23 protein-coding genes are annotated in these 22,470 nt (G+C 71.4%); 7 read left to right on the top strand and 16 right to left on the bottom strand.

Annotation, left to right across the window (positions count from 1 at the left end; translation table 11 throughout):
* Window positions 1–18 precede the first annotated feature (18 nt).
* Window positions 19–183, top strand: a complete 165-nt coding sequence (locus tag V6V89_RS41745) for a helix-turn-helix domain-containing protein (protein WP_442935175.1) — start codon at window positions 19–21, stop codon at window positions 181–183.
* 22 nt (window positions 184–205) lie between these two features.
* Window positions 206–1,732, top strand: a complete 1,527-nt coding sequence (locus tag V6V89_RS19280; protein ID WP_334620550.1) for a metallophosphoesterase family protein — start codon at window positions 206–208, stop codon at window positions 1,730–1,732.
* A gap of 210 nt (window positions 1,733–1,942) precedes the next feature.
* Here V6V89_RS19280 and gatB read toward each other — a convergent pair whose 3' ends face one another.
* The 13 genes from gatB to V6V89_RS19215 form a co-directional block, all read right to left on the bottom strand.
* The gene (gene gatB / locus V6V89_RS19275; RefSeq protein ID WP_334620549.1) at window positions 1,943–3,433 is read right to left on the bottom strand and encodes an Asp-tRNA(Asn)/Glu-tRNA(Gln) amidotransferase subunit GatB; all 1,491 of its coding nucleotides are present in this window, start codon (window positions 3,431–3,433) and stop codon (window positions 1,943–1,945) included.
* Window positions 3,430–4,908 carry an Asp-tRNA(Asn)/Glu-tRNA(Gln) amidotransferase subunit GatA gene (gatA, locus tag V6V89_RS19270; RefSeq protein ID WP_334620548.1) on the bottom strand — a complete coding sequence of 493 codons (1,479 nt, stop codon included), beginning with the start codon at window positions 4,906–4,908 and terminating at the stop codon, window positions 3,430–3,432. The genes gatB and gatA overlap by 4 nt, the downstream gene beginning before the upstream one ends.
* Before the next feature lie 31 nt (window positions 4,909–4,939).
* Window positions 4,940–5,236, bottom strand: coding sequence for an Asp-tRNA(Asn)/Glu-tRNA(Gln) amidotransferase subunit GatC (gatC, locus tag V6V89_RS19265; RefSeq protein WP_334620547.1), 297 nt, complete (start codon window positions 5,234–5,236; stop codon window positions 4,940–4,942).
* A gap of 79 nt (window positions 5,237–5,315) precedes the next feature.
* Window positions 5,316–7,355, bottom strand: coding sequence for a putative bifunctional diguanylate cyclase/phosphodiesterase (locus tag V6V89_RS19260; RefSeq protein WP_334620546.1), 2,040 nt, complete (start codon window positions 7,353–7,355; stop codon window positions 5,316–5,318).
* An 87-nt stretch (window positions 7,356–7,442) separates the two neighbouring features.
* Window positions 7,443–9,563, bottom strand: coding sequence for an NAD-dependent DNA ligase LigA (gene ligA / locus V6V89_RS19255; protein ID WP_334620579.1), 2,121 nt, complete (start codon window positions 9,561–9,563; stop codon window positions 7,443–7,445).
* Window positions 9,564–9,659: 96 nt separating this feature from the next.
* Complete coding sequence (locus V6V89_RS19250; RefSeq protein ID WP_334620545.1) at window positions 9,660–9,803, bottom strand: hypothetical protein; 144 nt, start codon at window positions 9,801–9,803, stop codon at window positions 9,660–9,662.
* Between the two features lie 73 nt (window positions 9,804–9,876).
* Window positions 9,877–10,878 carry a methionine synthase gene (locus V6V89_RS19245; RefSeq protein ID WP_334620544.1) on the bottom strand — a complete coding sequence of 334 codons (1,002 nt, stop codon included), beginning with the start codon at window positions 10,876–10,878 and terminating at the stop codon, window positions 9,877–9,879.
* Window positions 10,875–11,948 carry a tRNA 2-thiouridine(34) synthase MnmA gene (gene mnmA, locus V6V89_RS19240; protein WP_334620543.1) on the bottom strand — a complete coding sequence of 358 codons (1,074 nt, stop codon included), beginning with the start codon at window positions 11,946–11,948 and terminating at the stop codon, window positions 10,875–10,877. The genes V6V89_RS19245 and mnmA overlap by 4 nt, the downstream gene beginning before the upstream one ends.
* A 122-nt stretch (window positions 11,949–12,070) precedes the next feature.
* Window positions 12,071–13,228, bottom strand: coding sequence for a cysteine desulfurase family protein (locus V6V89_RS19235; RefSeq protein ID WP_334620542.1), 1,158 nt, complete (start codon window positions 13,226–13,228; stop codon window positions 12,071–12,073).
* A gap of 72 nt (window positions 13,229–13,300) precedes the next feature.
* Entirely contained in the window at window positions 13,301–14,257 is a 957-nt protein-coding gene (locus V6V89_RS19230) for an electron transfer flavoprotein subunit alpha/FixB family protein (RefSeq protein WP_334620541.1), read from the bottom strand.
* Between the two features lie 14 nt (window positions 14,258–14,271).
* Entirely contained in the window at window positions 14,272–15,051 is a 780-nt protein-coding gene (locus V6V89_RS19225; RefSeq protein ID WP_334620540.1) for an electron transfer flavoprotein subunit beta/FixA family protein, read from the bottom strand.
* A gap of 45 nt (window positions 15,052–15,096) precedes the next feature.
* Window positions 15,097–15,510: a hypothetical protein gene (locus V6V89_RS19220; RefSeq protein WP_334620539.1), complete on the bottom strand. Its 414-nt coding sequence runs from the start codon at window positions 15,508–15,510 to the stop codon at window positions 15,097–15,099.
* On the bottom strand, window positions 15,507–16,328 hold the full coding sequence (locus V6V89_RS19215; protein ID WP_334620538.1) for a GNAT family N-acetyltransferase: 822 nt from the start codon (window positions 16,326–16,328) through the stop codon (window positions 15,507–15,509). The genes V6V89_RS19220 and V6V89_RS19215 overlap by 4 nt, the downstream gene beginning before the upstream one ends.
* Window positions 16,329–16,362: 34 nt before the next feature.
* Between V6V89_RS19215 and V6V89_RS19210 the strand changes: the two genes are divergently transcribed.
* Genes V6V89_RS19210 through V6V89_RS19200 form a run of 3 tightly spaced genes read left to right on the top strand, consistent with a single transcriptional unit; the run spans window position 16,363 to window position 17,408 of the window.
* Complete coding sequence (locus V6V89_RS19210) at window positions 16,363–16,755, top strand: YidH family protein (RefSeq protein ID WP_334620537.1); 393 nt, start codon at window positions 16,363–16,365, stop codon at window positions 16,753–16,755.
* On the top strand, window positions 16,745–17,023 hold the full coding sequence (locus V6V89_RS19205) for a DUF202 domain-containing protein (RefSeq protein ID WP_334620536.1): 279 nt from the start codon (window positions 16,745–16,747) through the stop codon (window positions 17,021–17,023). Before V6V89_RS19210 ends, V6V89_RS19205 begins: the two co-directional genes overlap by 11 nt.
* A 16-nt stretch (window positions 17,024–17,039) precedes the next feature.
* Complete coding sequence (locus V6V89_RS19200) at window positions 17,040–17,408, top strand: PLD nuclease N-terminal domain-containing protein (RefSeq protein WP_334620535.1); 369 nt, start codon at window positions 17,040–17,042, stop codon at window positions 17,406–17,408.
* A 118-nt stretch (window positions 17,409–17,526) separates the two neighbouring features.
* Here V6V89_RS19200 and V6V89_RS19195 read toward each other — a convergent pair whose 3' ends face one another.
* From V6V89_RS19195 to V6V89_RS19185, 3 genes are read right to left on the bottom strand one after another with little or no spacing between them, the layout of a single operon-like run.
* Window positions 17,527–19,155 carry an acetolactate synthase gene (locus V6V89_RS19195; RefSeq protein ID WP_334620534.1) on the bottom strand — a complete coding sequence of 543 codons (1,629 nt, stop codon included), beginning with the start codon at window positions 19,153–19,155 and terminating at the stop codon, window positions 17,527–17,529.
* Between the two features lie 14 nt (window positions 19,156–19,169).
* Window positions 19,170–20,714 (bottom strand): Hsp70 family protein, encoded by a 1,545-nt coding sequence (locus V6V89_RS19190; RefSeq protein ID WP_334620533.1) that lies wholly within the window; start codon window positions 20,712–20,714, stop codon window positions 19,170–19,172.
* A gap of 16 nt (window positions 20,715–20,730) precedes the next feature.
* Window positions 20,731–21,504 (bottom strand): enoyl-CoA hydratase/isomerase family protein, encoded by a 774-nt coding sequence (locus tag V6V89_RS19185; RefSeq protein WP_334620532.1) that lies wholly within the window; start codon window positions 21,502–21,504, stop codon window positions 20,731–20,733.
* A gap of 20 nt (window positions 21,505–21,524) precedes the next feature.
* Between V6V89_RS19185 and V6V89_RS19180 the strand changes: the two genes are divergently transcribed.
* Together V6V89_RS19180 and V6V89_RS19175 are read left to right on the top strand one after the other, a co-directional pair.
* Window positions 21,525–21,986 (top strand): DUF6232 family protein, encoded by a 462-nt coding sequence (locus tag V6V89_RS19180; protein ID WP_334620531.1) that lies wholly within the window; start codon window positions 21,525–21,527, stop codon window positions 21,984–21,986.
* 10 nt (window positions 21,987–21,996) lie between these two features.
* Window positions 21,997–22,467 carry a DUF6232 family protein gene (locus V6V89_RS19175; RefSeq protein ID WP_334620530.1) on the top strand — a complete coding sequence of 157 codons (471 nt, stop codon included), beginning with the start codon at window positions 21,997–21,999 and terminating at the stop codon, window positions 22,465–22,467.
* Window positions 22,468–22,470: the final 3 nt, after the last annotated feature.

The following is a 22,470-nucleotide window of genomic DNA, read 5'->3' as shown; positions in this document are numbered from 1 at the left end:
TCGCGGACACCCGGCGGCGTGACCAAGGCCACCGCCACCCTCGACCTCGCCCAGACGGCGGTCACCACACAGCTCAGCCGCATCGAACGCAGCCTCGGCGGCGCCCTCTTCGACCGCCCACTACGCCACCTGGCTGCGCGCCCACCCGTCGTTCGGCCCTGCCTGAACCGGCAAACGGCTTGATCATGGTGGGATACTGCGAAACATGCTGTGTGAGCCATATCTGCTTGATCCGCAGCCGGACGGGATACACGTGGTCTGGCACACAGAGCGGCCCGGCTCCAGCCACGTGGTCCTGGTGGGCCCGGGCGTTCCGGCGCTGAGCGACGACGAGGCGGTCCGTGCCGCCACCGGTGCGGCTGGCGAGGGCGACGGCTGGCGGCGGTTCACCGCCACGACCGCTCCGCTGTCGCGTACCCGGGAAGACAGCGAGTCGTCCGTGCCCGGCCGCACCTACACCGCGCCGACGCGGCGGCCCGTGTACCGGCAGCTCGCGGTCGTCGAAGGCCTCGCGCCCGGACGGACGCCGTACCGAGTGGTGTCCGATGGGATCGTCACGGCGGCGTACAGCCTCGCGCCCGCTGCGCCGGCCGACCAGCCCGTGCGGCTGCTCCTGACCAGTGACCACCAGCTCAAGCCGATGGTGCCGGCCAACCTCGCGAGGGCGGCCGAGACGGCCGGCGTCGCGCTCGACGGCGTCCTCATGGCCGGCGACATGGTGAACGTTCCGGACCGGGCGACCGAATGGTTCGACAGCACGGCCGAGACGCCGTTCTTCGCCAGCTTCGCGGGCATCCTGCAGCACTCCCCCATCTACCCGACAATCGGCAACCACGAGGTGATGGGGCGCTGGTCGGAGACGGCAACCCTGGACGATCAGTTCAACGACCCGCAGCCGGGCGCCTGGGACGTCACCACCTACGAAGAGCTGTTTCCTGTACCGGCCAGCGCGGCCGGCGGGCCCCGGTGGTGGTCGCGGACGATCGGCGACGTGCACGTGATCTGCCTGTTCGCCACGCACGTGTGGCGCTCGCCCGAGTTGGTGGGCCGGGGCAAGTTCCAGGAGGCGCTGGAAGACGTCGACGATCCCGACCGGTGGGGATACGGGCAGTTCATCTTCGAGCCGATCGGGCGGGGTTCTCCGCAGTACGAGTGGCTGGTCGCCGAGCTGGCGGCGCCGCAGTTCCGGTCCGCCCGGTACCGGGTCGTGATGTTTCACCATCCCAGTCACGGGTTGGGGCAGCACTCGGTGCCGCCGTTCACCGACCCGGTGCAGGTGCGCGACGGCAAGGAGATCCGATACGAGTACCCGCTCGCCGGCGACTACATCCTGCGCGACATCGAGCCGCTACTTTCGGACGCCGGGGTCCACCTGGTCCTGAATGGACACTCGCACGTGTGGAACCGGTTCCGGAACGCGGCGGGCGTGCACTGGCTGGAGACGTCGAACGTGGGCAACAGCTACGGCGCGTACGACGTGACCTCCGGGTTGGCGCGGCGCTACCCGGAGGGGTACGTGCGGCAGGGCGACCCGGGTGGACTGGCACCGATCGTGCCGACCGTGGCGCCGCTGACCGGTCCCGACGGCACGCCGCTGCCGTTCGTGGCGAGTAACGAGGTCACGGTCTTCTCGGTGCTGGACTCGGCGGCCGGCGTGGTCCGCTCGTACCGCTACGACACCAGCGACCCCGACGCGCAGGTCGTGCTGTTCGACGAGTTCCCCCTGGCCTGACGGCCGCCGCCGCGTGCGCGACCCAACGACCGCGCGCGACCCAACGACCGCGTGCGCGACCCGCGCCGATCAAGGGAGACCCCACCGATCATGGGCAAACGCACGCGGATCTGAGATCGAACCACGTGCGTTTGCCCTTGATCGACGAGGAGGGGCGGCGGGCGGCGGGCGGCGGGCGGCACGCCGAGGCGCGGAGGCGGCGGGCGGCCGCTATGACAGGCGGGAGATGATCAGGTCGCGTACCGTCTTGGCGTCGGCCTGGCCGCGAGTGGCCTTCATGACCGCGCCCACCAGGACGCCAGCCGCGGCCACCTTGCCCTCGCGGATCTTCTCGGCGACGTCCGGGTTGGCGGCGATGGCCTCGTCGACGGCGGCGGTGAGCGCGCCCGTGTCCGACACGACACCCAGCCCCCGCGCGGTCATGATCTCCGTCGGGGTGCCCTCGCCGGCGATCACGCCCTCCAGCACCGTACGCGCCAGCTTGTCGTTGAGCTTGCCCTCGTCGACCAGCCGCTGGAGCTCGGCCACGTGCGCGGGCGTCGCACCGACGGCGGCCAGCTCGATGCCGGCCTCGTTGGCGCGCCGGGCCAGCTCGCCGAGCCACCACTTGCGGGCGCCCTCCGGCGTCGTGCCGGCGGCGATCGTCAGCTCGATCAGCTCGACCGCGCCAGCGTTGACGACGGACTGCATGTCGAGGTCGGACAGGCCCCACTCGGTCTGCAGCCGCTTGCGGTGCAGGCGCGGCAGCTCGGGCAGGGTCGCACGCAGGGTGTCGACCCATGCCGCGTCCGGCGCGAGCGGCACCAGGTCGGGCTCTGGGAAGTACCGGTAGTCGGTGGCTGTCTCTTTGGAACGGCCGGACGTGGTGTCGCCGGTGTCCTCGTGGAAGTGCCGGGTCTCCTGGATGATCCGGCCGCCCGCGTCGAGCACCGACGCCTGACGGATGATCTCGGACCGTACCGCCCGCTCGACCGAGCGCAGTGAGTTGACGTTTTTGGTCTCGGTGCGAGTGCCCCAGTCGTTCCCGGGAAGGTTCAGGGACGTGTTGACGTCACACCGCAGCGACCCCTGCTCCATCCGGACGTCCGACACGTCGAGCGAACGGATGACGTCACGCAGCTCGGTGACGTAGGCCCGGGCCACGATGGGGGCAAGAGCGCCCGTGCCGGGAATCGGCTTCGTGACGATCTCGACCAGCGGGATGCCGGCACGGTTGTAGTCCACAAGGGACTCCGTCGCGCCGTGGATGCGACCCGTCGCGCCGCCCACGTGGAGCGTCTTGCCGGTGTCTTCCTCCAGGTGCACCCGCTCGATGCCGATCCGCACCAGCTCGCCGTCGACCTCGACGTCGAGCCACCCGTCGGTGCACAGCGGCTCGTCGTACTGGCTGATCTGGTAGTTCTTCGGCATGTCCGGGTAGAAGTAGTTCTTCCGCGCGAAGCGGCACCAGGTCGCGATCGTGCAGTTGAGCGCCAGTCCGATGCGGATGGTCGCCTCGATGGCAGCCTTGTTGGCCACCGGCAGCGAACCGGGCAGGCCAAGGCACACCGGGCAGATGCGCGTGTTGGGCTGACCGCCGAAGTCGGTCGGGCAGCCGCAGAACATCTTCGTGTTCGTGCCCAGCTCGACGTGCGTCTCCAGGCCGATCACCGGCTCGTAGCGCGTGACCACGTCGTCGTAGGGCGGAAGAGTGACGGTCATGACAGCTCCCCAGGGGTCAGCGTGCCGATGGCGGACTCCAGCGCGGCGGCCACGCGGTACATGCGGTCGTCAGCCAGCGTCGGTGCCGCGATCTGCAGGCCGACCGGCAGACCCTCGGACAGTCCACACGGGACGGAGATGCCCGGGCCGCCGTACAGGTTGGCCGGGATCGTGTAGAGGTCGGCGAGGTACATCTGGTACGGGTCGGCGGTGCGGGCGCCGAGCGGGAACGCCACGAACGGCGTCGTCGGCGAGATCAGCACGTCGACCTGCTCGAACGCACTCGTGAAGTCGCGCGTGATCAGGGTGCGGACCTTCTGCGCCTGCCCGTAGTAGGCGTCGTAGTACCCACTGGAGAGCGCGTACGTGCCGATCATGATGCGCCGCTTGACCTCGGGACCGAATCCTGACTCGCGGGTCAGCGACATGACCTCTTCGAGCGCCTTGGCACCGTCGTCGCCAACCCGGAGTCCATATCGGACACCATCGAATCGGGCCAGGTTGGACGAGCACTCACTCGGCGCGATCAAGTAGTAGGCCGGTAGCGCGTACTGGAAGTTCGGGCAGGAGATCTCGACGACCTCGGCACCCAGCTTGGTGAGCGCGTCGACCGCGTCGCGGAACGCCGCCATCACACCCGGCTCGGCGCCCTCACCGGCGAACTCGCGCACCAGACCCAGCCTGACGCCGGTCAGGTCGCCGCTCGCCCCGCGCCGGGCGGCGCCGACCACGTCGGGGACGGGCTGCGGGATCGACGTGGAGTCGCGCGGATCGTGCCCGGCGAGCACCGCGTGCAGCAGGGCGGCGTCTTCGACGGTACGCGCACAGGGGCCCGGAGTGTCCAGAGAGGACGAGAACGCGATGAGGCCGTAGCGGGAGGTGCCACCGTACGTGGGCTTCGCGCCGACGGTACCCGTGACGGCTGCTGGCTGGCGGATGGAGCCGCCGGTGTCGGTGCCGACGGCGAGCGGCGCCTCGTAGGCGGCGAGAGCCGCCGCGCTTCCCCCACCGGAACCGCCCGGGATGCGGCGCAGGTCCCACGGGTTGTACGTGGGGCCGTAGGCCGAATACTCGGTCGACGAGCCCATGGCGAATTCGTCGAGGTTCGTCTTGCCGAGCATGACCAGCCCGGCGTCACGCATGCGCGACACGATCGTGGCGTCGTACGGCGGGCGCCAGCCCTCAAGGATCTTGGAGGCGGCGGTGCTCGGCACGCCCTTCGTGGCGATGATGTCCTTCACCGCGACCGGCACGCCGGCCAGCGGCCCCAGCGCCTCGCCAGCGGCGCGGCGCTCGTCGACCGCGGTCGCCGCGGCCAGCGCGCCCTCCGCGTCGACGTGCAGGAACGCGTGCACCCGGTCGTCGACCGCCGCGATCCGGTCGAGGTGGGCCTGGGTGATCTCGGTGGCGGAGGCGTCGCCGCTGGCGACGAGCGCCGCGATCTCCGTCGCGGTCAAGTGAATGAGGTCGCTCACGCTGCGCTCTCCTTTAGGTTCGCTCGCTCGCTCACGCTTCCTCCAGAATTCGCGGCACCCGGAACCGCCCCTCCTCGGCGTCTGGCGCGCCGGCCAGGGCCTCCTCCGGCGTGAGGCAGGGCTGCACGACGTCGTCCCGCAGCACGTTGGTCAGCGGGACGGAGTGGGACGTCGGCGGGATGTCCTCGGCGACCACCTCACCGACCCGGGCGACCGCCTGGAGGATGACGTCGAGCTGGCCCGCGAACAGGTCGATTTCCTGATCCGTGACGGCGAGCCGCGACAGGCGCGCGAGGTGCGCGACCTCCTCGCGGGAGATGGCGGCCATGAAAATGCCCCCTTCGGTGCGTGATGGGTATCGCGCAGCGAGTCTATTTGTCACGCTCCGCAGCCCCGCGCCCGGCTCCCTACCTTCCGACTGGGCGGACCGCGCGATAGCGGGAGAGCCAGTCGACCAACTCGTCGGCCGGCATCGGGCGGGCGTAGAACCAGCCCTGCGCCACGTGGCAGCCGGCCGCGTGCAGCAGCCGCCAGGTGCGCTCGTCCTCGACACCCTCGGCGACCACCCGCAGGCCCAGCGCCCCGGCTAGCTCGATCACCGAGCGCACGATCGCCGCGTCGTCGGCGTCGGTCGCCATGCCGAGCACGAACGACCGGTCGACCTTGACCTCGGCGAGCGGCAGCCGGCGCAGGTGCTGCATCGAGGAGTACCCGGTGCCGAAGTCGTCGAGCGCGATCGCGACCCCGATCTGGTCGAGCCGGGCGATCGTGGCCAGCACCCGCCGCGGGTCGGCCATCAGCGCACCCTCGGTGATCTCCAGTTGCAGCCGTTCGGGTGACAGCCCGTAGCGAGCGAGCCGGTCTGCGATCTGGTCGGCGATCTCGCCGGTGTGCAGGTCACGGACGCTGACGTTGAGGGCCGCCCGCAGGTGCAGCCCCGCAGCCGACCACTTGGCGATCTGCTCGACTACGTCGTCGACCACCCGGCGGGTGAGCAGGCGCATCACCGCGCTCTGCTCGGCCACCCGGATCAGCTCCTCCGGGTCGACCATGCCCCGCGCCGGGTGCCGCCAGCGCAGCAGCGCCTCGACGCCGACCACCTCGCCGGTCTCGATGGCGATCTGTGGCTGGTAGTACATGGCGATCTGGTCGCCGTCGGGCGACTCCAGCGTCCGGCGCAGGTCGGCGAGCAGGCTCAGCCGCTCCGGCGAGTTGTGGTCGGAGTCGGGTGAGTAGACGGCCACCTCGTCCCCGCGGTGCTTGGCGTCGTACATCGCCACGTCGGCGTGGCGCAGCAGGGTCGCGAAGTCTTCGCCGTGGTCCGGGTACAGGGCGATGCCCATCGAGCCGGCCACGTCGAGGGGCAGGCCGTCGAGCGATACCGGCTCGGCGAGCGCTGCGACGACGGTGCTGGCGAGCACGCGGGCGGCGTCGACGCTTTCGAGCCGGGTCGCGAGGATGGCGAACTCGTCGCCGCCCAGCCGCGCCACCACGTCACCGGGGCGCACCGCCGCCTCCAGCCGGCTGCCCACCTGCACGAGCAGCCGGTCGCCGACCGCGTGCCCGAGCGCGTCGTTGACCCGCTTGAAGTGGTCGAGGTCGAGCACGAGCAGCGCGAGGTGCCGGTCGGCGTCGCCACGGGCGGCCCGCTCGGCGTGTGCGGGCACCTGGTCGGCCACCTCGGCCAGCAGCGCCTTGCGGTTGGCGAGACCGGTGAGCGGGTCGAGCCGCCCGATCTGGTCCTGCTCGGCCGAGAGCCGCGCCATCCGGTACACCGCGTAGAGCGGCACCACGACGAGCGGGATCAGGGCCGCGCTGGTCTGCGCCGCGGCGAGCAGCACCGGGCTGAGCAGCAGCAACGATCCGGTCGAAAGCGACTCGAACGCGAGCCCGAGCACGAAGGTCGGCCACCACCGGCCGCCGAACCGGAGCCGCACGGCGACCGTGACCGAGCCGTACTTCACCAGGAACCAGGCCACACCGGCGAGGGCGAAGACCGCCACGTCTCTCCACGCTGGACGGCCGCCGTCGGCCAGCCGGGTGACCGCGTACGCCGCGGTGAGCGCCAGGGCGTACTGGCTGGTGTTGAAGATCGCACGCCATGGCCGGTGCCGCATCCGCCAGGCCGACACGGTGACGGCGGCGGCCTGTACGGCGATCGCCTCGCCCAGCCCCCAGCCCAGCATGATGGCGAAGGTGAAGCAGATCGACGGGAAAACCGCTGAACTCTGCCTGCGCCCGGGTGGCGTGAACGGGCGCGCGTCGACGAGCACCGCAAGGCCTGCCATCAGCCAGAACGCGGCCGGCAGGTCTGACAGCTCCGCCGGGATGCGGGCCAGGACGGGGGCACATACGAGGGCGGCCACCACGGTGACCGCCCACACAAAGCCGAAAAACGGCACACGTCGATCGGGGGGAACGGAGTTCCGCAGCGCCGCGGCCTCCATGCGACCCTCCCGCCGTATTTGTACTGAACCGCAACCACCCTACGAGCGGCGCCGTCGCGGCATGGGGTCCTTCAGCCGGAGTCGTGACTAACTTGAGACCTCACCCACTTGCGCCACCTCGCGGGCGGCATCGGGCCCCTGATCAAGCAACACCTGGAACCCCGCATCGTCGAGCACCGGCACCTTGAGTGAGACGGCCTTGTCGTATTTGGATCCTGGGTTGTCGCCGACCACGACGAAACCGGTCTTCTTCGACACCGAGCCGCTCACCTTGCCACCGCGCGTCGTGATCTCCTCAGTGGCCTGATCACGCGAGTACGTCGATAGGGTGCCGGTGACCACGACGGTCACCCCTTCGAGTGGACGCGGCCCCTCGTCTGTGCGCTCCTCGGCAAGACGCACACCAGCGTCCCGCCACTTTTCGACCACCTCGTTGTGCCACTCGACCGTGAACCACTCCTTGAGGCTCTCGGCGATCGTCGGGCCGACCCCGTCGACGGCAGCCAGCTCCTCCTGGCTGGCCTCTTTGATGGCGTCGAGCGAGAGGAAGTGCCTAGCGAGATCCTGTGCGGCGGTGGGGCCGACGTGCCGGATCGACAGCGCCACCAGCACCCGCCACAGCGGCTGCCGCTTGGCCTTTTCAAGCTGCGCGAGCAGCTTTTCCGAGTTGGTGGTGAGCGTGCCGTCCTTCTTACGGAAGAAGTCGGCCTTGCCCAGCTTTTCGGCGTCGAGCGCGAAGAGGTCGCCCTCGTCCTTGATCACACCGGACTCCAGCAGCGCGCTCGCCGCCTTGAAGCCCAGCACCTCGATGTCGAACGCGCCGCGCCCCGCCAGGTGAAACACCCGCTCGCGCAACTGGGCGGGGCAGGACCTGGTGTTGGGGCAGCGGATGTCGACGTCGCTCTCCTTCGCCGGCGCCAGCGGGGTGCCGCACGTCGGGCAGTTCTCCGGCATCACGAACGCCTTCGCGTCGGGCGGGCGCAGCTCGACCACCGGCCCGAGCACCTCGGGGATCACGTCACCGGCCTTGCGGATCACCACCGTGTCGCCGATGAGCACGCCCTTACGCTCGACCTCGCGCGCGTTGTGCAGCGTCGCCTGCGCCACCGTCGAGCCGGCCACCCGCACCGGCTCCAGCACCGCGAACGGGGTCACCCGGCCGGTGCGCCCCACGTTGACCTCGATGCCGAGCAGCTTGGTGTTGACCTCCTCCGGCGGGTACTTGAAGGCGATCGCCCAGCGCGGCGCCCGGCTGGTCGAGCCGAGCCGGCCCTGGATCGCCACCGGATCGACCTTGACCACCACGCCGTCGATCTCGTGCTCGACGTCGTGCCGGTGCTCGGCGTAGTAGGCGATGTAGTCCCGGACCCCGGCCAGGTCGGACTTGAGCTGCCAGCGGTCGCTCACTGGCAGGCCCCAGGCGCGCATCACCTCGTACGCCTCGTGCTGCGCCGACGGCTGGAAGCCGCGCCGGGCGCCGATGCCGTGCACGACCATGCGCAGCCCGCGGGACGCGGTGATGCGCGGATCCTTCTGCCGCAGGCTCCCCGCCGCCGCGTTGCGCGGGTTGGCGAACGGCGGCTTGCCCTGCTCGACCAGGCCCGCGTTGAGATCGGCGAACGCGGACACCGGGAAATACACCTCGCCGCGCACCTCGACGAGGTCGGGCACGTGGTCGCCGGTCAACTGCTCGGGCACCTCGCGGATCGTGCGCACATTGTTGGTGACGTCTTCGCCGGTGCGGCCGTCGCCCCGGGTGGCCCCCCGCACCAGCCGCCCGCCCTCGTAGGTCAGGTTGATCGCCAGGCCGTCGACCTTGAGCTCGCACAGGTAGGGCACCTGCTCACCCGCGTCGCGCTCGACCCGCTCGGCCCAGGCCGCCAGCTCCTCGTCGTCGAACACGTTGTCGAGCGACATCATCCGCTCGGCGTGCTCGACCGGCGTGAACAGCGTGGAGAACGTGCCACCGACCCGCTGGGTGGGCGAATCGGGCGTGCGAAGCGCCGGATACTCCTCTTCGAGGGCCTCCAGCTCGCGCAGCAGCCGGTCGAAATCCGCGTCGGACACCGTGGGCGCGTCGAGCACGTAGTAGCGGTACTGATGGTCGGACACCTCGGCGCTGAGCGCGGCATGCCGCTCACGCGCGTCGGACGGCGGCTCGGCCCCCGCCGCCGCGACCTGCTCGGGGGTCACCTGCTCGGGGGTCACCTGCTCGGCGGTCACCTGCTGGATGGCTTCCTCAGACACACAAGCACCGTAACCAGCAGGTACGACCTTCCGCTCCCCGCCGCGCCCTCTCCGTGATCAGGCTGGCACCGGCGGCAGGGACGCCACCGCCGCAGCCACCTGGGCCTCGGGCAGCTCGTGGTCGACCAGCTCTCCGGCCAGGTACGCGCCATAGGCGGCCAGGTCCAGATGCCCGTGCCCGCACGGCGCGGTCATTCGCATGGATCAAGGGCGAACGCACGTGGAAAAGAGATCGGACCACGTGCGTTCGCCCTTGATCGACCAGAAAGCGGGGCTAGGAAGCGGCGGCGTCGGCTAGGCGGAGAGTGGCCTCGCGGACTGCCTTCAGCGTTGCGCGCGCCGCTGCCGGGGAGGCGTTGGCCAGGCCGCAGGTCGGGGTGACGACCACCTGGGCGGGGAGCCCCGCCAGGGGGAAGCCCAGGCGTTGCCACAGCTCGCGTACCCGGTCAGCCACCGCCGCGGACGGCGAGGCGCCGGCGGACGCCGCACGCGAGGCGACGCCGGCGAAGAGGCCGAGGCCGGCGTCGAGCGCCTCGCCCAGGGGATCGAGCTTTTCGAGCAGGTCGAGGTCGAGTGCCACGGCGGCGGCGCCGCTCGACCGGACCACATCGAGGGGTACGTCGGGCGCGCAGCAATGGATCACGACGGGTGCCCCGACCGCCTCGATCACGGTGCGCAGGGCGGTCGCCGCAGTGGACGTCTCGACCCGGCGGTAGGTGTACAGGCCGCTCTCGGTCGGTATGTGCCCGGCGAGCGCGGCCGGCAGGGACGGTTCGTCGACCTGGAGCACGACGGTGGCGCGGGGCAACCGGCGGCGTACGTCGGCGACGTGGGCGCGGAGCCCCTCGGCGAGCGACTCGGTAAGGTCGCGTACCGCGCCGTGGTCACGCATGATGCGGCCACCGATGGCCAGGTCGACACCGGCGGCGAGGGTGTACGGGCCGGCCGCCTGGATCTTGAAGGTGCCCGTGAAGTCGCCGGCCTGCTCGGTCATCTCGTCGAGGTCGCGCTCCACCAGGTCGAGCGCGCGTCGCAGGTCATGCCCGGGGCGCGCGGCGACCCGCCACCGCCCCGCGTACAGCTCGACGGGCAGTTCGACGAGGAAGGCCGCGCCCCTGCCGATGATTTCGGCGCCCGGGCCGCGCGCCGGAAGCTCGGGCAGGTGCGGCAGGTCAGGCAGCTCGCCGAGCACGATTCGCTGGGATTCGGCGATGTCGGTGCCGGGCAGCGAACCGATGCCGGTGGCAGCGCCGGCGGGCCAGGGGTAAGTGGTCACGAGCTAATCGTCGCCGAGCCGAGCACCACGTCGCCCGCCGGGTCCGGCCGATACGCGACGACCGCCTGGCCGGCGGCGATGCCGCGCGCCGGGCGGTGCAGCGCGGCGTGCAGCTGCCCGCCGGCGAGGGTCACGGTGGCGGGCACGACGTCGCCGTGTGCGCGCAGCTGCACCTCGCACTCGACCGGGCCCGCCGGCTCCGGCCCACCTGTCCACACCGGACGGTCACCGGCCACCTCGGACACGTCGAGCGCGGCGGCGGGGCCCACCGTGACGGTGTTGGTCACCGGCGTGATCGACAGCACGTATCGGGGCCGCCCGTCCGGCGCCGGGGTCTGCAGGGCCAGCCCGCGGCGCTGCCCGACGGTGTACGCGTACGCGCCCTGGTGGGTGCCGAGCACCGCACCGGTCTGAGCGTCGACGATGTCGCCGGGGGTCTCACCGAGGCGGTCGGCGAGGAACCGCCGGGTGTCGCCGTCGGCGATGAAGCAAATGTCGTGGGAGTCCGGCTTGTCGGCCACGGCCAGCCCGCGCTCGGCCGCCTCGGTGCGCACCTGCGATTTGGTCGAGTCGCCGAGGGGGAAGATCGACCGGTCGAGCTGGTCGCGGCGCAGCACCGCGAGCACGTACGACTGGTCCTTGCCGAGGTCGACGCTGCGCCGCAGCAGCCCGTCGGGGCCGAGCCGGGCGTGGTGGCCGGTCACGACCGCGTCGAACCCCAGCGCCACCGCGCGGTCGAGCACCGCGGCGAACTTGATCTTTTCATTGCAGCGAAGGCACGGATTCGGCGTGCGGCCGGCGGCGTACTCGGACACGAAGTCGTCGACGACGTCCTCGTGAAAGCGGTCGGCCATGTCCCACACGTAGAACGGGATGCCGATCACGTCGGCGGCGCGGCGGGCGTCGCGGGAGTCTTCGAGCGTGCAGCAGCCCCGCGCACCGGACCGGTAGGTCTGCGGGTTACGCGCCAGGGCCAGGTGTACGCCGGTGACGTCGTGCCCAGCATCGACCGCCCGCGCGGCGGCCACCGCCGAGTCGACCCCACCGGACATCGCAGCTAGCACCCTCACCCGACAACGGTAACCGGCCCCTCTTCTTCGACGAAGTCGAGGAAGACCTTCGCGAGCGTGTGTGGGCGCCCTCCGACCTCGTGCCCGATTCGCACCACGCGGGTCGGACCGGTCGTGAGGAGTCAGCGGCGGCCCGCCCGGCGGGCGCGCTCGACGGCAGCCGGCAGGGCTGACGCCAGAGCCGCCACGTCGTCCTTGGTCGACGTGTGGCCCAGGGTGAAGCGCAGAGACGAGCGGGCGCGGTCGTCATCCGCGCCCATTGCCAACAGGACGTGGCTGGGCTGGGCCACCCCAGCCGAGCAGGCCGAACCGGTCGAGCAGGCGATGCCCTGGGCGTCCAGCAGCAGGAGCAGGGCGTCGCCCTCGCACCCGGGAAACGAGAAGTGCGCGTTGCCGGGCAGCCGGTCGTCCGGGTCGCCGTTGTAGATCGCGTCGGGCGCGGCTTCGCGTACCCGTGCCACCAGCTCGTCACGGAGGGCGGAGACCCTGGCCGCGTACTCCTGCTGGCTCTTGACCGCGGCCTCGACCGCGACGGCGAAGGCCACGATGCCCGGCGCGTCGAGCGTGCCGGACCGGACGTCGCGCTCCTGGCCGCCGCCGTGCAGCAGCGGCGTGCAGGCGATGTCGCGGCCGAGCAGCAGCGCGCCCACACCAGCTGGGCCGCCGAGCTTGTGCCCACTGACGGTGAGTGCCGCCGCGCCGCTCGCGGCGAAGTCGACCGGCACCTGGCCGACGGCCTGGACCGCGTCGGTGTGGAACGGGATGCCGGCTCCCGCGGCGAGCCCGGCGAACGACGCGACGCGTTGCAGCGTGCCGACCTCGTTGTTGGCCCACATGACAGTGGCGAGCGCGATCTCGTCGCCGTGCTCGTCGAGCACCGCGCGCATCGCGTCGACCGGCACCCGGCCCAGCTCGTCGACCGGCAGCCAGGTCACGTCGGCGCCCTCGTGGGCGGCCAGCCAGTGCACGGAGTCGAGCACGGCGTGGTGCTCGACGGCGCTGGCAACCACCCGGCGGAGTCCGGCGTCGCGGCGCGCCCAGAAGATGCCCTTGACCGCCAGGTTGTCGGCCTCGGTGCCGCTGCCCGTGAAGATCACCTCGGACGGGCGGGCGCCCAGGACCGCGGCGATCCGCTCGCGGGACTCCTCCACCTTCCGGCGGGCGCACCGGCCGGGCGCGTGCAGTGAAGACGCGTTACCCACCTCGCGGGCGGCAGCGGCGTACGCCTCCACCGCCTCGTCGAGCATCGGGGTGGTCGCGGCATGATCGAGATAGGCCATCGCCCTCAAGCGTAGTGCGAGTCCCGGTACACGAAAGGGCTCCCCCGAAGGGGAGCCCTCACCGCGCCACAGCTACTTACGTTTGCGGATCTCCTCCGCGGCCTGGGGGACGATCTTGAACAGGTCGCCGACCACGCCGAAGTCGGCCAGCTCGAAGATCGGCGCCTCGGCGTCCTTGTTGACCGCCACGATCGTCTTGGACGTCTGCATGCCGGCCCGGTGCTGGATGGCGCCGGAGATGCCGAGCGCCACGTACAGCTGCGGCGACACCGTCTTGCCGGTCTGACCCACCTGGAACTGGTGCGGGTAGAAGCCGGAGTCGGTGGCCGCCCGGGACGCGCCGACCGCGCCGCCGAGCAGATCGGCCAGCTCCTCGACGAGCTTGAAGTTGTCGGCGCTGCCGACGCCGCGACCGCCGGAGACCACGACCGACGCCTCGGTCAGCTCGGGCCGAGCACCCTTGGCCTCCACCTTGCGCTCGACCACGCGGGCGAGCTTGGCCGACTCGTCGACGGTGACGTCGAGCGCGGAGACCTCGGCGGTGCCGGGCGCGGGCGCGGGCGTGAGCGAGTTCGGCCGGACGGTGACCAGCGGCAGGCCACGCGTCACCCGGGACTTGACGATCGTCGAACCGGCGAAAACGACCTGCGTCGCCGTTCCGTCCGCGTCGAGCGCCACCACGTCGGTGAGCAGCCCGTTGTCGAGCTTCACCGCGAGGCGGCCGGCGATCTCCTTGCCCTCCTGGGTGGAGCCGAGCAGCACCGCCGCGGGCGACGCGGACCGGACCAGCGCAGCCAGCACGGACGCCTTCGGCGCCACCAGGTACCCGTCGAGATCGTCGCTCTCGCCGGCGTACACCTTCGCCGCCCCGTACTCGGACAGCTTGTCGTGAAGCGGCGCCGCCGCCCCCGGGCCCCCGAGCACGACAGCGGCCGGGGTGCCGAGCTCACGCGCCAGCGTGAGCATTTCGAGCGTTACCTTCTTGACCTCGCCGCCGGAGTGCTCGACGACGACCAGAACCTCAGCCATTGGTCAGCCCCTCCTCAGACGAACTTCTCGGTCGCGAGGTACTCGACCAGCTTGACGCCGCCCTCGCCCTCGTCAGTGATCTTCTGCCCGCCCGAGCGCGGCGGACGCTTGCTGTGCTCGACGACCGCCGAGGTCGCGCCGTCGAGGCCAACCTCGGACGGCGCCACGCCAAGGTCACCGAGCGAGAGCGTCTGCACCGGCTTCTTCTTCGCGGCCATGATGCCCTTGAAGGACGGATACCGCGGCTCGTTGATGGTGTCCCACACCGACACCACCGCCGGAGACTGCGCGGTGACAACCTCATAGCCCTCGTCGGTCTGACGCTCGATGGTGAGCGACGAGCCGTCGATGGTGAGCTTGCGGGCGCCGGTCAGCGCCGCGACGCCGAGACGCTCGGCGAGCATGTGCGGCAGCACCTGTACGCGGCCGTCGGTCGACTCGGCACCACACAGCACCAGGTCGGCGTTGAGCGTGCCGAGGGCCGCGGCCAGCACCTTGGACGTCGCCACCGCGCAGGAGCCGTGCAGGGCGTCGTCGACGACGTGTACCGCCTTGTCCGGACCCATGGAGAGCGCCTTGCGGATCGACTCGGTGGCCTTGTCGGGCCCCATGGTGAGAATCGTCACCTCACCGCCGTGCGCCTCCTGGATGCGCAGCGCCTCCTCGATGGCGTACTCGTCCATCTCGTTTATGACGTTGCTCGCCGACCCGCGGTCGACCGTGTTGTCGTCAGTGCGCAGGTTGCGCTCCGCGCCGGAGTCCGGCACCTGCTTGACAAGTACGACGATATTCATCGCGCCTCGACGACCTCCTGCTCCAGTAGACCCACTACCCGCATGTTACTCATGAGTAAGAGGGAGACCCAAAGCCCCCCGAACCTTGTGTATGACTTGTCTCTCACGCTCGTTGACGCCGTGCGTGGCCTCAGCGGTCTGCTCGACGGCGGCGATCACGGTGGTCCGGTAGTTGTCGACCTCGTCGGGCGCCTTCTCGCGCAGGATCGCCACGGAACGCTCCAGGGCCGGCAGCACGATCGCCTCTACATCGCCCGGCGACCGGCGCGGCAGCTGCGGCAGCGTGCCCGTGGTCAGTACCTCTTTGACCAGACCGGTGGCGCCCGCCAACGCGCCCGACGCCGCGAAACTCTCCTTGAACATCGCGAAGAAGCCGGGGTCGGCATTGGACACCAGAAACACCGCGCCGAACGCGGCGGTCTTCAACGTCACCCGCTCCTCGGACGTCAGCGCATTCACGCGGCCCCCTCTGGCGTAAAGACATACGGGGTCGTGGTGGTTACGGCGACCAGACCCAGCCGCTGCAGGATCGGCCGGCTGTCGTCGGACGCGTCCACCTGGAGCAGCGTGTACCCCCGCGCGCCGGCGAGGCGCGCCCGGTGGGTGACGAGCGCCCGGTAGATGCCCCGGCCACGCCACGCGGGCAGGGTGGCGCCGCCCCACAGCGTCGCGAAGCTTGTGCCGCGGATGTACCGGACCCAGGCGGCGCTCACCACCTGGCCGCCCATCTGGCCGCCGGCCTCGGCGACCACGATCGTGATCGCGGTCGAATCGGCGGCGATCTCCTTTTCCAGAGCCGCCGCCTGCCAGGTGCGGTCGATGCCCCACACCTCGGACTCCATGGCGACGATCCGGTCGAGGTCAGCGCGGTCGGTGACTTCCCGCAGGGTCACGCCGTCGGGCGGGACGGGCAGGGTGGCGGCCAGGGGCGCGACCGGACCGATCATGACGGTCTCGCGATCCTCCGGCACGAAGCCCGCGGCGCGCAGCCGGTCGGGCAGGTCAGCAGGCTCGTCGTGCCCGTAGGTCTTCCACTCCACCGGCTCGCCCAGGGCGGCGAAGAACTCCACCTGGCGCCGGATCAGGGCGTCCAGGGCCGCGCCGGTCAGCCCACCGAGATTCGCGTACGTCAGGAAGCCGCCCTTGTCGAGCCCCCGGATACGCGCCAGCGGACCGTCTCGCTCCACGGTTACGCCCGCCGGCACCGGATCGGGCACCTCGGGTCGCAACTGCCGGTCGTACGCCGCCAACAACGCCCGCTCGTCCAGGTCGGTCACGCGTCACACATTACGGGGGCAGATAATCACTGGTGTGCTGGGCGCGATCAGGCGGTGGTTCGACACAGACGACGTACGGGAGGTGGGCAGCACACCCGACTACCGGTTCTCCCTCGCCAACGAGCGCACCTTCCTCGCCTGGATCCGCACCGGCCTGGCGCTCGTGGCCGGCGGGCTCGCCGCCGCGCAGTTCCTGCCGCCACTGCCGATCGGGCACCTGCGCGAGGGGATCGCGATCGCGCTCCTGCTGCTGGGCGGCGCGGTAGCCGTGCGAGCCGTCGACCACTGGGCGCGCACCGAGCGGGCCATGCGGCTCGGGCGTGACCTCCCAGCGTCGCGGTTCCCGGCGGTACTGGCCATCCTGGTCGGCGTCGGGGCGCTGGTTCTGGTCGTCGCCGTGGTGGTGCAGGCGTTCGATGGAGCGTGAGCCGGGCGTGCCGTTCGAGCGCACGCAGCTCGCGTGGCGCCGCACGCTCCTCGCCGCGGGCGCGGTGGCGGTCCTCGCGGCCCGGATGGCCGCCGTCGACGGCTTCCCCTTGGTAGTGGCCGCGGCACTGGCCGGCTGGGTCGCCGTATTCGCCGTCGGCCGGCGGCGCATCCGCAGGCCAGGCGTCCGCGGGCGGCGCGCCTTGGCCCTGCTGGCGCTGGCGACGGCGGGATACGCGGGCCTCGGTCTGCTCCTGATTGTCGATTAGCGCGCATCATTGAGGGATGGTCCGCCTCTACCTGCTGATCTTCGTGGTGCAAATCGCACTAGCGGTGATCGCGCTCATCAGCTGCCTCTCCGCCGAGGAAGAGGAGATCCGCGCGCTGCCGCGGCTCGCCTGGTTGCTGATAATCCTGTTCTTCCCGCTGGTCGGGTCGATCGCGTGGTTCCTTGCCGGCAGGCCGGCGAGCAAAGGTGGCGCCTCAGCCGAGCCGCCCCGCCCCACCGCGCCCGACGACGACCCTGACTTCCTTCGCAAGCTGAACACCGATCAGTCCCGCCGCGACCGCGAACTCTTCGACAAATGGGAGGAGGACCTGCAGCGCCGCGAAGATGAGCTGCGCCGCAAGGACTCCGACCCCGACACCCCCTGATCCGGTCAGGGCAGATCGAAGCTAGGTGGCGCGCGGCTGCGCATCCCATGACGCCGCGCGCAGGCCCATATCAGCGGGTGGAGGGGCACCCGCTGGCCGGGAGCCGCGCCCGCCCTCGCTAGGCCAGGTTCGCGGAGCGGGGGTAGGCGTCGGCCGGGTCGGTCAGGACGTTGACCAGGTATGGGACGCCCGAGTCGAAGGCGCGAACCAGCGCCGGCCCCAGGTCGGCCGCTTTCGCCACCGTCTCGCCGGCACCGCCGAGCGCCTTGACCACGTCGTCGTACCGCAGCTCGGGCTGGAGGTCGGCTGCCACGTCGTACCCGTACATGGCGCGCATCGGGTGCTTCTCCAGGCCCCAGATGCCGTTGTTGCCCACCACGATCACCACGGGCAGCTGCTGCCGCGCCAGCGACTCCACGTCCATCAGTGAGAACCCGGCCGCCCCATCGCCCATCAGCACACAAACCTGCCTGTCCGGGTACGTGACCCGGGCGCCCATCGCGTAGCCCATGCCGGTGCCGAGGCAGCCGTACGGGCCGGGATCGAGCCACGTGCCGGGCTGGGCGGGTTCCAGGTACCTGCCGGCGTACGAGACGAAGTCGCCGCCGTCGCCGATGGTCACCGCGTCGCGGGCCAGCACCCGCCGCAGCTCCCCGTACACGCGGGCGGGGCGGATCGGGTCGGTCTCGGCGGTCATCTCCTCGGCGTCGCGGGCCTTGGCGGCGTCTTCGGCCTGGCGCAGGTCGGCGACCCAGCCGGTGTGGTCGGCCCGGGTGCCGTCGTGGTCGGCGAACGCGGACAGGATGAGCCGAAGGTCACCGGCGGGCGCGGCAGTAGGCGTGGTGTGCGCGGCCCGCTGGGAGGGGGCGTCCACGACGTGTACCACCTGGGCGGCGCCGAAGTCGCCGAAGCCCAGCCGGAAGTCGAGCGGCGTGCCGATCACTACGACGACGTCGGCGCCCTTGAGCGCGGTGCGCCGGGACTTGGCGAACGCCAGCGGGTGCTCGGGCGGCAGGGCACCGCGCCCCATGCCGTTGGTGAACACCGGCACGTGGAGCGCCTCGGCGGCTTCCCGCAGGGCGGCCACCGCGTCGCCCGCGTACACGTCGGAGCCGGCGATGATCACCGGGCGCTCCGCGGCGGCGATGAGCCGCGCGGCCCTGGCCACCTCGTCGGGGTCCGGTTCGATCACCGGTATCGCCGGGTCGGCGACCGCGGGCGCGTCGCCCGCCGAGAAGATCACTTCGAGCGGCATGTCGAGGAAGGCCGGGCCGCGGTGCGGGGTGAGCGCGGCCGTCAACGCGCCCGCGATGGCGGCGGGGATCTCGTCGTTTGCGAGCACGGTCGCCGCGTGCTTGGTGACCGGGGCGACCAATGGCACGTGGTCGATTTCCTGGAGGCTGCCCGCGCCCCACCGGAACGCGGGCGCCCGGCCACCGATGACGAGCACCGGAGCGCCGTTGAAGTACGCGCTGGTCAGCCCCGAGATGCCGTTGGTGACGCCGGGACCGGCGGTCAGTACCGCGAGACCGGGCCGGCGCTGGAGCTTGGCGACGGCCTCAGCCGCGAAGACCGCCGACTGCTCGTGCCGGACGTCGTAGATGGGGAATCCGCTCTTGTGCGCCGCGTCGTAGAGCGGGAACACGTGACCACCGGAGAGGGTGAACATCTCGGTGACCCCGTACGCCCGCAGCGCCGCGAGGGCCAGCTCGCCGCCGTGTCCTTCGATCCGCTCCGTTGAAGTCATGGGCGGAAGGGTATTCAGCGACTGTTGATCCAGTCCAACACACCCTGGATGACGTTCGCCGGCGACGTGTCGCGCGCCAGGCTGAACGCGATGACACCGGCGGCGACCGGCACCACGATCAGCAGCGACGTGATGATCAGCGCGCGAAACAGGCGGAGGAGGAGGCCGGGGCGGCGCGGCGGCGCATAGGCGGCGAGCCTGGGTGCGTCTGTGGGCGCGGGGGCCGCCACGCGAGGGGCCACCGAAGCCGGTGCGTAGCGCGGCGGCGTCGGCTCGTCGAAGCGCGGCATCGGCCGGGTCGGTGCGACGGGTGGCGGCGGCTGCTGGCGCGGGCGCCCGGGTGGCTGCGCCCCTGGCACCGCCACGCGCCCGACATTCTTGGCAGAGACGGGTGCCGGGGACACGGGCGCCGGCGAGACCGGGCGCATCTGCATGGTCGGGCCAGGGGCCGGCGGTGCGCTCGCCAGCAGCGCCTCACCTGCCAGAATGCTCCCCTCGGCCACGACGAGCTCAGGCTGCTCGATGGCCTCGGGCGCCTCACCCAGCGCCCTGTGCAACAGCGTCGCCATCAGCGGTATCCGGCTGGAACCGCCCACGAGGAAGACGCCGGCGACCCGCCCGGTGGGCAGGTTGGCCCAGCGCATCACGCCCTGGGTCACCCGGACGGTCTGCTCCAGGATCGGGCCGGCCAGCGCTTCCAGCTCCTGCCGGGTGAGGTGCACTTCGAGGTCGAGCAGCGGCACCACCAGGTCGGCGGCCGTGCTGCGGGACAGCCGTTCCTTGGCGACCCGGACGTCGTCCCAGAGCTGCCGCTTGGCGCGCCGCTCCTCCACGGTGGTCGGCGTGGCCAGCCGCGCCCACGCGTCCGGGTCGCGGTCGGCGTACGCCTTCTGGAGGTGCTCGATGATCGCGGCGTCGACGTCGAGCCCGCCGATGTCGTCGCGCCCGTCGACCGCCAGCACCTCGAAGCCGCTGGACGTGCGGGCCACCACGCTCGCGTCGAACGTGCCCGCACCGAAGTCGTGCACGACCACCACCGAGCCGATCGGCACGTCCCGCCCGAGCACCTTGGCGAAGTAGGTCGCCGCCGCGACCGGTTCGGCCACCAGGCGTACCTCGTCGAAGCCGGCACGCGCGGCGGCGTCGGCCAGCAGCCGGCGGCGGGTGGCCCCCCACGTGGCCGGGCAGGTCAGGGTGACCTCGGGTCGGGCCCGGCCGACCGTGCGGGTCCACTCCTCGGCGACCCGGCCAAGGACGGCGCCGACCAGGTCGGCCACCGGCACCTCGCGGTCGCCCAGCAGCAGTGTCCCCTCGTCGATGCGGCGCTTGGGGTTGGGTTCGAAGCGGGCGGGATCGAGCCGGGCGCTGTGCAGCGCGTCCCGACCGACCGCGAACGCTCCGCCGGGCTCCGCGTACACCGCTGACGGCAGCAGCGGCGACCCGTCGACCAGCAGTGGCCGGGCGCGCCCGTCCGGCCAGCGCACAACCGCGACGGTGTGCGAGGTGCCGAAGTCGATCCCGAGGGCATGGCCCGAGGTCGGCGTCCGGTCTGCTGGCATGCCGCTCACCTTACGACTACCGTCCCAGGAAGTTGGGCTTGCGCTTCTCTACGAAGGCCGACATGCCCTCGCGCTTGTCCTCGGTGGCGAAAAGCGCCGCGAAGAGCTGACTCTCCCAGGCCAGACCCGATGCGAGGTCCATGTCGAGACCGCCGTCGATCGCGAGCTTCGCGGCGCGAAGGGCCTGCGCGGGGCCGTTCGTGTACTGGCGCACGAGAGCGACTGCCGCCTCGTAGGCTTCCGCGGCTGGCACCACACGGTCGGCGAGCCCGATCTGGAGCGCCTCTTTCGCGTCGACCATCCGGCCGGACATGACCAGATCCTTGGCGCGGGCCGGGCCGACCAGCCGAGCCAGCCGCTGCGTGCCGCCGGCGCCCGGAATGATGCCCAACTTGATCTCCGGCTGCCCGAGCTTCGCGTCGTCGGCCACCACCCGCCAGTCGCACGCCAGGGCCAGCTCGCAGCCACCCCCGAGGGCGTACCCGGTGATCGCCGCGACCACCGGCTTGGGGATGCGGGCGATGGCGTCGAACGCGCTGGACAGCTCCCGTGCGCGGGCCGCCATGTCCACGTACGACATGTCGGCCATTTCCTTGATGTCGGCGCCCGCCGCGAAGACCTTCTCACCCCCGTACACGACGACGGCGCGAACCTCGGCGTCGGCGGTGACCGCCGCGGCGGCGGCGCGCAACTCCTCCTGCACCTGCATGTTCAGGGCATTCATCGGTGGACGGTCGAGCCGGATGGTGCCGATGCCGTCCTTCGTCTCCACGCGCACGAACTCAGCCATACCAGTAGGCTAGAGGGGCCATGGTCACCTACTACAGCGACCGGTCCGTGCAGGTCACCTCGGATGCCATCCGGGTAGGCGAGCGTGCGTACCCGCTGAAGGATCTGGCCAGGGTGTGGCACCAGCGCGGCGCGCGGTCCTGGCGTGCGCTGGCCGGGCGCGGCGCGCTCGGTGCCGCGATCATCGGCCCGCTCGTGGCCGCCGCCATCGGCGTCGTGATCGCCTTCCAGGTCGACGCCTCGGTCACCGTCACCATCGCGATCGTCGGCGGTTCCTGCCTCGTCGGCCTCGCAGCCGGCCCGATGGCCGACTTCGTGCTGGAGCACATGGACCGTTCGTACGCGCGGGGCGACCGGACGCTCGAGATCTGGGCGACCTGGCAGGGACGGCCGGTGCTGCTGCTCCAGACCGGCGACGCGCTCCGGTTCGGCAAGATTTACCGCGCCCTCCAGCGTGCATTGGAAAGCAGCCCCGTCGGGTGACACTTGGTGAGTGACCCGCTACTACCAGGATGACTCGGTGCTGGTGACGTCGGAGTCGATCCGGGTGGGCGGCGACGCGTACCGGATCTCCGAACTGACGTATGTCTGGCACCGCCGCACCAAGCGTTCGCTGCGCGTCGGTGCCCGCATGCTCAGCCGGTGGATGCTGGTCACGCTGCTGACCGCGCCACTCGGCTTCGGCGCGCTGTGCGCGGTGTCGGCGCTCTTCGCCGACTGGGGTCAACGAGCCGGCGCGGCGATCATCGGCCTCGCGCTCGCCGTCGTGCTGGCGATCGCTCTCGCGCCGTTGCTGGAGATCCCGTTGATGGCGCTGGAGCGCTCGTACGACCGAGGCACCCACGTCCACGAACTGTGGGTGCAGTGCCGTGGCGAGGAACGCGTCCTGGTGCGGACTTCCGACGCGCTCCGATTTGGACAGATCTATCGCGCCGTGCAGCGCGCGGTGGAGCAGAACGAGTAATCT

The sequence above is a fragment of the Micromonospora sp. CPCC 206061 genome, from assembly GCF_036906915.1.
GTDB lineage: Bacteria > Actinomycetota > Actinomycetes > Mycobacteriales > Micromonosporaceae > Phytohabitans.
Note: the sequence above shows the minus strand (reverse complement) of the source record. Positions and strands in the feature narration are given on the sequence as shown.